The sequence below is a fragment of the Herbaspirillum sp. Sphag64 genome (assembly GCF_014192645.1).
In the GTDB taxonomy this organism is placed as follows: Bacteria; Pseudomonadota; Gammaproteobacteria; order Burkholderiales; family Burkholderiaceae_D; genus Herbaspirillum.
Window position 1 is genome coordinate 1 of record NZ_JACHYE010000023.1, and the last position, 11,957, is coordinate 11,957.

Annotated in this window: 11 protein-coding genes; 1 reads left to right on the top strand and 10 read right to left on the bottom strand. The window is 52.7% G+C overall.

Annotation, left to right across the window (positions count from 1 at the left end; all coding sequences use genetic code 11):
• Positions 1 to 176: porin (locus FHW66_RS20170; protein ID WP_370543508.1), on the bottom strand; the 176-nt coding region annotated here is incomplete at its 3' end.
• A gap of 279 nt (positions 177 to 455) precedes the next feature.
• Here FHW66_RS20170 and FHW66_RS20175 point away from each other — a divergent pair.
• Positions 456 to 1,397: a LysR family transcriptional regulator gene (locus FHW66_RS20175; protein ID WP_183381622.1), complete on the top strand. Its 942-nt coding sequence runs from the start codon at positions 456 to 458 to the stop codon at positions 1,395 to 1,397.
• Positions 1,398 to 1,476: 79 nt separating this feature from the next.
• Here FHW66_RS20175 and FHW66_RS20180 read toward each other — a convergent pair whose 3' ends face one another.
• The 9 genes from FHW66_RS20180 to yjfF all read right to left on the bottom strand — a co-directional run bounded on the left by FHW66_RS20180 (position 1,477) and on the right by yjfF (position 11,953).
• Positions 1,477 to 2,049 carry a hypothetical protein gene (locus tag FHW66_RS20180; protein ID WP_183385585.1) on the bottom strand — a complete coding sequence of 191 codons (573 nt, stop codon included), beginning with the start codon at positions 2,047 to 2,049 and terminating at the stop codon, positions 1,477 to 1,479.
• A gap of 160 nt (positions 2,050 to 2,209) precedes the next feature.
• Positions 2,210 to 2,740: a CesT family type III secretion system chaperone gene (locus FHW66_RS20185; protein ID WP_183381624.1), complete on the bottom strand. Its 531-nt coding sequence runs from the start codon at positions 2,738 to 2,740 to the stop codon at positions 2,210 to 2,212.
• 233 nt (positions 2,741 to 2,973) lie between these two features.
• A complete protein-coding gene (locus FHW66_RS20190; RefSeq protein WP_183381625.1) occupies positions 2,974 to 3,750 on the bottom strand; it encodes an SDR family NAD(P)-dependent oxidoreductase in 777 nt (258 codons plus the stop codon).
• A 77-nt stretch (positions 3,751 to 3,827) separates the two neighbouring features.
• Complete coding sequence (gene araD1 / locus FHW66_RS20195) at positions 3,828 to 4,823, bottom strand: AraD1 family protein (RefSeq protein WP_183381626.1); 996 nt, start codon at positions 4,821 to 4,823, stop codon at positions 3,828 to 3,830.
• Between the two features lie 35 nt (positions 4,824 to 4,858).
• Positions 4,859 to 6,607 (bottom strand): IlvD/Edd family dehydratase, encoded by a 1,749-nt coding sequence (locus tag FHW66_RS20200; protein WP_183381627.1) that lies wholly within the window; start codon positions 6,605 to 6,607, stop codon positions 4,859 to 4,861.
• A 100-nt stretch (positions 6,608 to 6,707) separates the two neighbouring features.
• Positions 6,708 to 7,922, bottom strand: a complete 1,215-nt coding sequence (gene mmsB, locus FHW66_RS20205) for a multiple monosaccharide ABC transporter permease (RefSeq protein WP_183381628.1) — start codon at positions 7,920 to 7,922, stop codon at positions 6,708 to 6,710.
• 3 nt (positions 7,923 to 7,925) lie between these two features.
• Positions 7,926 to 9,455: a multiple monosaccharide ABC transporter ATP-binding protein gene (gene mmsA / locus FHW66_RS20210; RefSeq protein WP_183381629.1), complete on the bottom strand. Its 1,530-nt coding sequence runs from the start codon at positions 9,453 to 9,455 to the stop codon at positions 7,926 to 7,928.
• A gap of 178 nt (positions 9,456 to 9,633) precedes the next feature.
• Positions 9,634 to 10,707 carry a multiple monosaccharide ABC transporter substrate-binding protein gene (chvE, locus tag FHW66_RS20215; protein ID WP_183381630.1) on the bottom strand — a complete coding sequence of 358 codons (1,074 nt, stop codon included), beginning with the start codon at positions 10,705 to 10,707 and terminating at the stop codon, positions 9,634 to 9,636.
• A 196-nt stretch (positions 10,708 to 10,903) separates the two neighbouring features.
• Positions 10,904 to 11,953, bottom strand: coding sequence for a galactofuranose ABC transporter, permease protein YjfF (yjfF, locus tag FHW66_RS20220; RefSeq protein ID WP_183381631.1), 1,050 nt, complete (start codon positions 11,951 to 11,953; stop codon positions 10,904 to 10,906).
• Positions 11,954 to 11,957: the final 4 nt, after the last annotated feature.

An 11,957-nucleotide genomic window follows, 5' to 3' on the forward strand; every position in this document is an offset into this window, starting at 1 on the left:
TGGGTGCCAGTCTTTGTGGTAGAGCCAATCTGAACTCCACTCTGATAGTTCACACCAGCGTCGATACGACCGTAGATGGTCACATTGGATTGGGCGTGGGCTGCCAGACATACGCCAAACAGTGCTGCCGCACCCAGGGCTCGGGCGATTTTATTGGTCGGAATGCAATACATCATCTGAAGTCTCCGTCGTTTTTATCATTAAAAGGAGGGGTGGCAACATGCCATTCCCGCTCTCTAGTTGTCATGTCGGGTTGTGCTGCAGTCGCACAATTCGTACGACCAACCAGCCTTTCCTGCTTGTCATTCAAGGCGAATAAGTTACCGTGAATGGGCTAGATGGTAAGCACTCCTGAGATAGTTTTCTAATGAATTATTTGCCTAAGGCGATACGTGATTTGATATCATCGAATCACAATAAAACAAATTAAAACGATAGAACAAGAGTAGAGACAAATGAAGAATACTGACCCCAACTGGTTCTTGCGCGCCCGCCTGAAAACTCGTCAATTATTGCTACTCATCGCGCTCGATGATGAGCGCAATATTCATCGTGCCGCCAATGAGCTGAACATGACCCAGCCAGCCGCTTCCAAGCAGCTCAAGGACCTCGAAGATACGCTCGGCGTTACCTTGTTTGATCGGCTGCCCCGCGGCATGCGCCCGACGATTTATGGCGAGGCGATGATTCGTCATTCGCGGATGGCGCTGACCAGCTTATCGAAGGCGCATGAGGATATCGTGGCGTTGAAATCGGGGCTATCAGGTCAGGTTGATGTCGGCGTCATCCTGTCGCCGGGACTATCGTTGATCCCACCTGCCATTGCAAGCGTCAAGCAACATTCGCCGATGTTGCGCATTGGCGTCGAGGTCGAGAGTAGCAATATCTTGATGGCACGCCTGCTTCATGGCGAGCTGGATTTTCTGGTGGGACGCATCCTCGATGAAGGCAGCAGTCACGATCTCAGTTATGAAGAACTGTCAGACGAACCTGTATGTGCGGTAGCACGTGTCGGCCACCCTTTGCAATCAGCGACTTCGTTAAGCCTCAGTGACTTGACCGATTCACCATGGATCATGGCGCCCAAGGGCAGCATATTGCGCAGTCGTTGTGAGCAGATGTTCCGCAACAGCGGCCTTACACCGCCAACAAATGTAGTTGATACGACGGCGATTCTGGTCATTACCAGCCTGTTGCAGCAAACGGATTTCGTTTATGCGATGCCAACTGAAGTGGCACGCTATTACGCCGAGGCGCGTCTGCTCGATATCCTGCCGATCGAATTGCCATGCAAGATGGATGGCTTCGGCATCATCACCCGCCGCGACCAACTGCTGTCTCCTGGTGCCCTGATTTTGCAACAGGCGATCAGAGATGTGGCGAAGACAATTTATTGAAACAGTCTTCAGCAGTGATTGACAATCACTCGTCTCTATCTGCTGCTATCAATGAAGAGCGCCCCTGAACAAGCAGGTTTTATAACCGGACGAAGTTATTCAGGCCGGGCGCGTATTTATTCGCTAATACTGCCAGCTTATTGCTGAAGGCTTCGACCCTGGTTCTTTCCCCGGTCAAATCCGCGACAACGTTAAAAGCAATATTTTTTGCAATTCGTTGATACTTCGTCGGATCACAGGGTTGACCATTCTGCCCGGGCATTGTTTTCAAAATTTCACTGATAAAAATATTGGTAAAAATATCCGCGCCAGCACCATTTGGGACCAAATAATCATCTTTCTCCCCGCAGAGGACGCCCATCTCTTTGGCTGCCTGTCCGATATCACGCAAATAGTCGGATGGAGTTTTGTAGCCAAGCTCGGTGTTTAAATGATCGAATTCGTTTTTCCTGGAAAAATAAACACTGCAGAATAGACTATCAACCATCTGAACTGTGGCTTCCTTATCACCAAGCATACTGCTTACCACGCTCACCAGCATCGTGCGTGCATTTTCCAACACCTGCAGCTCGGAGGGAATCGTTCTTTTGGATTGAGAGAAATTTTTTAGCAACTTATCCTTTAAACATGGCGGCAGAGGCAGTTTGGACAAAATGGTGCAGATCCGTCCCTTATACGAGACACTTGCATTTTGCTTCGGCCTTACGTTCAGAGAACGACTTGCTGCAGCCACATGTGAACCTACCAAATTAATGTTAACTGACATAGTTTTGTACTTTCAAAATTAAATTTTTGGTAAGCGCCTCAGGCATTCAGCTTGTAGCATATGGATAGTCCATGCCGCCGGAAATACCCTGCATGACAGGCAGCTCAACCAGTGCATGCATGGCACCTTCGAGCAATTGCTCTGTGGTGTTGACCACAGCATCAAATGCATCCAGTGATGCGGGCAAATCATATTCTTGTAACGGCAGTTGGAGCCAGCAGCGAAGCTGATTATCCTCATCAATTGCGATGCAAGGCTGCCAATGGCCAACGTTAATCTGCCCGTCACGCCATGAGAATTCCTTCCACTGACCATCTTGATCACGCGGGCTTACGCCGAGCTCGGCATGCATCAACCAGAAGTCTTCATCCAGCAGTTCAAAATGCAGCACGAAACGACCATCCACGTCCAGACTCAGAATCTCTTGCTCAGTATCGAACAAGTTGTCGCTAAAATTGAGATACCGCAGCAATTCTTCGGCAATTGAATGAAATTTTTGTAAATGATTCATAGAATAAAATGAACAACCAAGACCATTAAGACCTACTCTCTCAGTAGGATGTGGATTCTCAGGCATTTCGATCCATGCCACCTTCAAATTTCGATCATGAAAAAAATAAATTGTCAATAAGTAAATTAAATTTTTCGACTGCCTGAGGAATGAAACGCGGTCGAAAATGGCGCAGAGGATACGCACTGAGATAACAACTAACTATATTCAATGCTCCTGCCCGATGGGAGGAAGCAAAATCCGCGCTAAAACAAAGTCTTGCAAGGTGGACTTTGAATTAACGCAGCCAGAATACCGTATCAAGCCCAGCCGGCATCCACGATGAACTCCTGCGCGGTGCACATGACACTGTCATCGGCAGCCAGAAACAGGACCATGCGTGCCAGATGCCAAGGCAGCAACTCACCCTGCAGGCACTGATTACGCTTGATATCTTCCTTGCCCTTTTCATCGAGCCACAAAGCAATCTGACGCTCGGTCATGACCCAGCCAGGTGTCACTGTATTGACGCGGATATTGTGTGGTCCGAGATCACGTGCCAACCCACGAGTGAGTCCCAGTACCGACGCCTTCGCAGTGGTATAGACCGGGTAACCTCCACCTGAGGTATGCCAGCTGATCGAACTGAAATTGATGATGGAACCACCACCCTTCTTCTTCATCCCAGGAACGACCGACTGAACGGCAAAGAAGGATGGACGCTGATTGATCGCAATCCGGTTATCCCAGTATTCCTGCGTCACATCTTCCAGCTTGTGACGCTCGTCATTGGCGGCATTGTTGACCAGCACATCAAAGTCACCCAACTGGCTAGCCAGATCGGCGATAGTCGATTGCAGCGTTGGGATATCACGCAAATCGACCTGGCGGAACAAAGGAGCAGGATGACCAGATGCAGCAATGCGCTGGCACAGTGCCTCGCTGGCCTCGGTCGCGATATCGACAAAAGCGACCAGCGCACCCTGCTCGGCTAACGCACTGACAACGGCCGCACCGATACCGGTACCGCCGCCGGTGACAAACACGCGCTTGCCCTTGAGGCTGGGGAATTGGGCTAGTTGATTGGGGGCTGACATGATTTCTCCGTTCATGGACGCGCCGGGGCGCGTTCCTGTTATCTCATTAACTGGCGCGTCAAATGTTGACGAGCCAACTACAGTACCTGTACCTGCGGCTGCGAAATATCGTCCCGACTGAGCTGGTTACGCAAGGCCGGGCCAAATGCGGCAACATCAATTTCAAAAGTTTCACCCGCTTCTACGCTGATATTATCGGCGCAACTCAAGGTGGCCGTTCCGAAGAAGTGCAGATGCACATCGCCTGGACGACGGAACAAAGGATATTTGAAATGATGATATTCAAGGTTGGCAATCGTATGCGACATATTGTCTTCACCGCTAACGAACGGCTTCTCCCAACGGACCTTGCCATCCTTTCCGCGAATACGCGACATGCCTTGCACATGGGCAGGTAATTCACCAACCAATAATGCCGGACCAATCGAACAGACACGTAGTTTGGAATGCGCCAGATAGAGATAATTCTGACGCTCAGTGACATGGTCCGAAAACTCATTGCCGATCGCAAAGCCCAGTCGACAAGGTTGACCGTCATCACCGATGAGGTAAAGACCAACGATCTCCGGCTCTTCGCCGCCATCGAGTGCAAAATGCGGCATCGCTAATGGCTGCTCAGTCGCACGAACGATCGAGCCGTCGCCCTTGTAAAACCATTCCGGTTGCACACCGATCTGGCCGGCAGCAGGTTTACCTGCTTCCAGTCCCATACGAAACATTTTCATGCTGTCGGTCAGCGACTCCGCCGCATCCAGTTTCTTGTGCATGGCGTCACGACCATCGGCACTGCCCAAATGCGTCAGCCCGGTACCTGTAACGTAGCAATGTGCACTATCGTCATGATCCAGTGGTGGCAACAATCCCCCCCGTGCAGCGACGGCATCATACGACACAACCGAATTGCTGAGCGCCGCGGCAGCAAAATCCTGCAGCGAGCTACGCGCGGCAATCGCTGCGCGCGCCAGACTATAGGTTGTGTGATAGCCGCTGATCACACGAATCGACTTTCCATCCGCCTCCAGACTACCAATCTGACGGCTGCCATCGGCTTGTTTGAATTGCACCAGCAACATGATGACTCCAGAATACGTAAAAACAGCAATAAGAATTAATGCGAATGCTTGGGTACCGCAGCACCTCGGCAACCGACCAGGAAGTCAAAGTCGCAACCTTGATCAGCCTGTAACACGCGATCGATATACAAGGTCTGATACCCACCAGCCATCTCAGGTTTGCGCTCGGCGAGTTTTGCTGCACGCTGCGCCTGCCGCTGTGCCATCTCGTCATCACTGATATCAAGATGCAATCGACCGCCAGCGCAGTCAAGCTCGATCCAGTCGCCGTCCTGCACAATCCCCAGAGGACCACCGGCAGCGGCTTCCGGCGCCACGTGCAACACCACCGTGCCGTAAGCAGTACCACTCATACGAGCGTCCGAAATACGCACCATGTCTTTGACACCTTGCGCCAGCAGCTTGGGCGGCAAGCCCATGTTGCCTACTTCTGCCATGCCTGGATAACCTTTGGGGCCGCAGTTTTTCATGACCAGTACCGAGCTGGCATCAACATCCAGATCAGGATCATTGATACGCGCCTTGTAATGCTCGAAGTCTTCAAACACCACCGCCTTGCCGCGATGCTGCATCAGCGCTGGCGTCGCCGCTGATGGTTTGAGGACAGCTCCACGTGGCGACAGATTGCCGCGCAGGATGCAGATACCACCATCCTTGATCAACGGCTGCTCTAGCGGACGTACCACTTCATCGTTGTAGATCGGCGCATCATGGGTGTTTTCCCACAGCGTCTTGCCGTTGACCGTCAGGGCATCCTTGTGCGGCAGCAGATCGGCCTCGCCCAGTCGACGCAATACTGCAGGCAAGCCACCGGCGTAATAAAACTCTTCCATCAGGAAGCGTCCGGATGGCTGCAAATCAACAATCGTTGGGGTACCACGACCGACGCGGGTCCAGTCTTCCAGCTCCAGATCAACACCAATACGACCGGCAATCGCCTTGAGGTGAATCACTGCATTGGTCGAACCACCAATGGCAGCATTGACACGAATCGCATTTTCAAACGCGGCGCGGGTCAGAATTTTTGAGAGACGCAAGTCTTCCCAGACCATGTCGACAATCCGCATGCCCGACATGTGCGCCAATACATAGCGACGCGCATCGACTGCCGGAATCGCCGCATTGTGTGGCAAGGAAGTCCCCAGCGCTTCGGCCATGCACGCCATGGTCGATGCAGTCCCCATGGTGTTGCACGTCCCGGCCGAGCGGGACATACCGGCTTCCGCGGCCATGAAATCGTGAATACTGATGGTGCCCGCCTTGACCTGTTCACTCAATTGCCACACTGCTGTGCCGGAGCCGATATCGCGCCCCTGATGCTTGCCATTGAGCATTGGGCCACCGGTCACCACAATCGCCGGGACATCACAGCTGGCAGCGCCCATCAGCAAGGCCGGCGTAGTCTTGTCACAACCAGTCAGCAGCACCACGGCGTCAAGCGGATTGCCACGGATCGATTCTTCCACGTCCATGCTCGCCAGATTGCGTGTGAGCATGGCGGTAGGACGCAAGTTGGATTCACCGTTGGAAAACACCGGAAACTCCACCGGGAAACCACCTGCCTCAATAATGCCACGCTTGACGTGCTCCGCAATCTTGCGGAAATGGGCATTGCACGGCGTCAGCTCGGACCAGGTATTGCAGATACCGATCACCGGCTTGCCCTGAAACTCGTGATCAGGAATACCTTGATTCTTCATCCAACTGCGGTACATGAAACCATTCTTGTCAGTCGTACCGAACCATGCCGCGGAACGCAGCACACGCTTTTTATCGACAGTCATTCTTACTCTCCGATTCGATTCTGCAGACCTGATGCTGCAACCCTGCTTGTCTGTACTTGCCACAAACTTTTTTTAGTCTGTGGCAAGCAACACGCCCCGCTTATTTGTTCTTGTTGTAGACATCAAAGAACACAGCTGCCAGCAGCACCAGTCCCTTGATTACTTGTTGGTAGTCGATGCCGATACCCATAATCGACATACCATTATTCATCACACCCATGACGAAGGCACCGATGACTGCGCCCATGACCTTACCCACACCACCAGAGGCAGAGGCGCCACCGATGAAACAGGCTGCAATCACATCTAGCTCAAAGCCCGTACCAGCCTTAGGGGTAGCCGTATTGAGACGAGCCGCAAAAATCAGCCCGGCCAGCGCGGCCAGCATGCCCATGTTGACGAAGGTGTAAAAGCTTACACGCTCGGTCTTGATACCAGACAGCTTGGCAGCCTTCTCGTTACCACCCACGGCATAGACCCGACGACCGATGGTGGTGCGATTAGTGACGAAGGTGTACAGCACCATCAAGGCAGCCATGATGATCAATACATTAGGCATTCCCTTATACGACGCCATCAGGTAGCTGAAGCCGATGATGGCAACAGAAAAGACCACATTCTTGAGCACAAAGAACAAGGCTGGTTCATCTTCCATGCCATGCTTGACCTGCTTGCTACGAGCGCGCACCTTGAATGCCAGCAAAACCGCTGCTGCCAACACGCCGACCAGCAGCGAGGTCATGCGCAGCGAACCGCTATCGCCAAACAGTTCAGGAATGAAACCCGAGCTGAGCAACTGAAATGCATGTGGGAATGGGCCAACCGACTGGCCTTGTAGCAAGGCCAGCGTCATTCCCTTGAACACCAGCATGCCCGCCAGCGTAACAATGAACGACGGGATGCGGAAGAAGGCGACCCAATAACCCTGAGCGGCACCAATCAACGCACCGGCGGCCAGACAGATGATGGTCGTCACAATGAAATTGACTTCATAGTTCACCATCAGCACTGCTGCCAGTGCACCGATAAAGCCGACCACCGAGCCCACTGAGAGATCGATGTGACCGGCCACAATCACCATCAGCATGCCTAATGCCATGATCACCACATAACTGTTCTGCAACAGCAGGTTCGTCAGATTCAGGGGCTGCATCAGAGTGCCGTCAGTCATTACCTGAAAGAAGGCCATGATGGCGACCAGCGAAAGCAACATGCCATATTCACGCATATTGTTCTTGAGGAAGCCGACGTATTCACGCTTGGCCACTGGGACCTCTTCTAGCGCTGGTTTCTTGCTCATTTCAGTGTTCTCCATTCTTCACATTCCGACATTGCGCACGATGGCGCGCATGATCTTTTCCTGGGAGGCATCGGCACCATCGAATTCCCCGACGAACTTACCCTCATTCATCACATAGATGCGGTCGCACATGCCGAGCAACTCCGGCATCTCGGACGAAATCATGATGATGCACTTGCCTTCACTGGCCAGTTGGCTGATCAGGCTGTAAATCTCGTATTTGGCACCCACATCAATGCCGCGTGTCGGCTCGTCCAGGATCAGCACTTCCGGATTGGAGAACAGCCATTTGCTGAGCACCACCTTTTGCTGATTGCCACCAGACAGATTGACCACCCGCTGCATCACACTCGAACAGCGAATACGCATCTTGGCGCGAAAGTCATCGGCCACATTGAATTCGCGCGCCTCATCAATCACCATGTTGTCGGAGATCGCACCGAGGTTGGCCAGCGAGATGTTTTTTTTGATATCTTCATCGAGCACCAGACCATCGCCCTTGCGGTCTTCGGTCACATAGGCAATACCGTGCGCAATGGCCTTTTGAATTGTGCTGAGATCAACTTTCTTGCCATGCAGCGACACCTCACCGCTGATACGGGTACCGTAGGCACGACCAAAAATACTCTTGGCAAGCTCGGTACGTCCAGCTCCCATGAGCCCGGCAATGCCGACAATTTCACCCTTGCGCACATGGAAATCGACATCCTTGATCACGACCCGATCAGGATGAATCGGATGATGTACGCGCCACTTCCTGACTTCGAAGATAGTGTCGCCAATCTCTGGCGTGCGCTTGGGATAACGGTCAGCCATTTCCCGGCCAACCATATTCTGGATGATGCGGTCTTCGCTGATCGCTTCCTGCCGACAGTCGAAGGTATCGATCGTGGCACCGTCACGCAATACCGTGATGGAGTCAGCAACCTTGGAAATTTCATTGAGCTTGTGCGAAATCAGGATCGAGGAAATACCCTGTTCCTTGAGTTCCAGCAACAGTTCGAGCAGCGCGTCGCTGTCGCTTTCATTGAGGCTGGCAGTCGGCTCGTCAAGGATCAGCAGCTTGACTTCCTTGGACAGCGCCTTGGCGATTTCAATCAGCTGCTGCTTGCCCACGCCGAGATTGGTCACCAGTGTCGATGGAGGATCCTTCAGACCGACCTTGGCCAGCAGGGCCCGCGCCTTGGCGTAGGAATCTTCCCAGTCGATCACCCCGTGCCGTGCCTGCTCATTGCCGAGAAAAAGATTTTCCGTGATCGACAACAGCGGCACCAGCGCCAGTTCCTGGTGAATGATGATGATACCGACGCTCTCGCTATCGACGATATCCTTGAATGCACGGGTCTGTCCCTGATACACGATGTCGCCAGAATAGGAACCGTGTGGATAGACCCCGCTGAGCACTTTCATCAGGGTGGACTTACCGGCACCGTTCTCACCAACGATGGCGTGAATCTCGCCTGTGCGCACCACCAGATTGACATTGTTGAGTGCCTTCACTCCTGGGAATGTCTTCTCGATGCCGCGCATTTCCAGAATTGTATTCATGTGTTCTGACCTCTTCTATGCACCGGGCTGTCATCGATGAAAACTGTGATGACACCAACCGGCTTCCCGCTGTGCCCGCGGCGATGCTGTTTGCACAGCGACCGCGCTTGCTCCGGAAACACCAACCCCGCGCGCAGGGCGCGGGGCTGTCTTGAACTACATCAGACTACGCGCCGAATTACTTGACTTGCGCTTCAGTGTAATAGCCGCTGCCGACCAGTACCTGCTTCCAGTTGGACGCATCCACACTGACTGGCTTCAACAGATAGGAAGGAACCACCTTGACGCCATTGTTATAGGTCTTGGTATCGTTGATAGTAGGTTGCTTACCCGACAGCAGTGCATCGACCATGGAAGCAGTGACCTTAGCCAGTTCACGTGTATCCTTGAAGACGGTCGAACGCTGTTCGCCACGGATGATCGACTTGACCGAAGGCACTTCCGCATCTTGGCCTGTCACTACTGGCATTGGCAGCTTTGGTGTGCCATAGCCAACGCCCTTGAGCGAGGAGAGAATACCGATACTGATGCCATCATAAGGCGACAACACGGCATCGACATGCGCATTGCCATAGTAGGCGCTGAGCAGGTTATCCATACGGGCCTGGGCAGTTGCACCGTCCCAACGCAGCGTGGCAACCTTTTCCATACCCATTTGCTTGCTGCGCACCACCAGCTTGCCACTGTCAATGTATGGCTTCAGTACCGACATCGCACCGTTGTAGAAGAAGAAAGCGTTGTTGTCGTCAGCCGAACCACCAAACAGTTCGATATTGAATGGCCCCTTGCCCGACTTCAGATCCAGTGCTTTTTCGATATAGCTGGCTTGCAGCACGCCAACCTGGAAGTTGTCGAAGGTTGCGTAGTAGTCGACATTCTTGGAATTGCGGATCAGGCGGTCATAGGCAATAACCTTGATGCCCTTGTCGGCAGCTTTTTGCAGCACGTCGGTGAGCGTGGTACCGTCAATCGATGCGATAACCAGCACCTTGACACCCTTGGTCACCATGTTTTCAATCTGTGCCAGCTGATTGGGAATATCGTCTTCTGCATATTGCAGGTCAGTCTGGTAGCCCTTTTCCTGGAATACCTTGACCATATTGTTACCGTCAGCAATCCAACGCGCCGACGATTTGGTCGGCATGGAAATCCCGATCAGGCCTTTGGTCTGTGCGCTCACCTGGGCGCTCACTGCCATCAGACCCATGCTCAACCCGAGCGTCAGCCCGGCCAGTACCGATTTGAGTTTCATCTTGCTTGTCTCCTAAGTTATTTCTGTTTTTAACCGCATAATGCAGACCGGAAAAACACCGGCATCTGCAAGGCCTCTACGATAATCATTAAAGCAATACATTTCTAATGATTTTTTTGCCAAAAGCCATATCATTTTTAGCATCCATTACACCATCGCGGCTTCTGGCCTGACTTCGCTTACTTTCCACCCGGCATCACGCAACTGTTTGGACCGGTGTAGCAGAATCATATTTCTTTTTTGCAATTTTTTCATGCTGCTTGCCAGCCTTTTGTGCGCTCAGTGACATCAGACGCTGCACCGCACAAAACACAAACAGCAGAATCCCGATGACAATTTTGGTCCACCAGGAACTAAGGGTGCCATCGAACGCGATCAAGGTCTGAATCACGCCAAGAATCAAAACCCCCGTCAGTGTGCCGGCAACATAGCCATAGCCGCCAGCAAGCAAGGTGCCACCGATGACCACCGCTGCGATCGCATCGAGCTCCGTCCCCTGCGCATGCAAACCATATCCGGACAGCATGTAGAACGAAAATAAAACGCCACCAAGTGCTGCACAGAAGCTACTGAAGGCATACACGGCAATCTTGGTTTGTCCAACCGGCAAGCCCATCAGCAAGGCCGAATGCTCATTACCACCGATGGCGTAGACGGCACGACCAAATCGCGTGTAATGCGCAAGATAGATCGCCACTGCCAACATCAAGAGTGCAATCACCACACTGGGCGAGACGAATGCATCTGGCCAGCCGATGCGGGTCTGTGACATGGTGACGAAAAGCGGATTGTCGATCGTGATCGAATTGATGCTGATCAGATAACACAAGCCACGTGCCAGAAACATCCCCGCCAGGGTGACAATAAATGCCTGCAGTTTGAAGAAATGAATCAGCATGCCCATGAGCGCACCGAACACGGTACCCAACAGCAATACCAGCGCGATCACCAGCAGCGCAGGCCAATGCCAGACCTGCAGCAGATACGCCGCAACCATAGTGGTCAGCGCCAGTACCGAGCCGACCGACAGATCAATTCCGCCAGACAGGATCACAAACGTCATCCCGATGGCCAGTACCAGCAGGAAGGCATTATCGATAAACAGATTCAATCCCACTTGCCAGGACAGAAAACCCGGATACTGCAGGCCGCCAAAGGCAAACATGACCAGCAGCAATCCCACCGTGACCAGTGAGGTGAAATAAGGACGGGCCAGCAAGGCACGCCATGACAGAAATTGACGCATGCAC

Coding starts and splice junctions, on each gene's coding strand:
- yjfF (WP_183381631.1), bottom strand. CDS start 11,953: ATGCGTCAATTTCTGTCATGGCGTGCCTTGCTGGCCCGTCCTTATTTC.
- chvE (WP_183381630.1), bottom strand. CDS start 10,707: ATGAAACTCAAATCGGTACTGGCCGGGCTGACGCTCGGGTTGAGCATG.
- araD1 (WP_183381626.1), bottom strand. CDS start 4,823: ATGTTGCTGGTGCAATTCAAACAAGCCGATGGCAGCCGTCAGATTGGT.
- FHW66_RS20185 (WP_183381624.1), bottom strand. CDS start 2,740: ATGCCTGAGAATCCACATCCTACTGAGAGAGTAGGTCTTAATGGTCTT.
- mmsB (WP_183381628.1), bottom strand. CDS start 7,922: ATGGAGAACACTGAAATGAGCAAGAAACCAGCGCTAGAAGAGGTCCCA.
- mmsA (WP_183381629.1), bottom strand. CDS start 9,455: ATGAATACAATTCTGGAAATGCGCGGCATCGAGAAGACATTCCCAGGA.
- FHW66_RS20200 (WP_183381627.1), bottom strand. CDS start 6,607: ATGACTGTCGATAAAAAGCGTGTGCTGCGTTCCGCGGCATGGTTCGGT.
- FHW66_RS20190 (WP_183381625.1), bottom strand. CDS start 3,750: ATGTCAGCCCCCAATCAACTAGCCCAATTCCCCAGCCTCAAGGGCAAG.
- FHW66_RS20175 (WP_183381622.1), top strand. CDS start 456: ATGAAGAATACTGACCCCAACTGGTTCTTGCGCGCCCGCCTGAAAACT.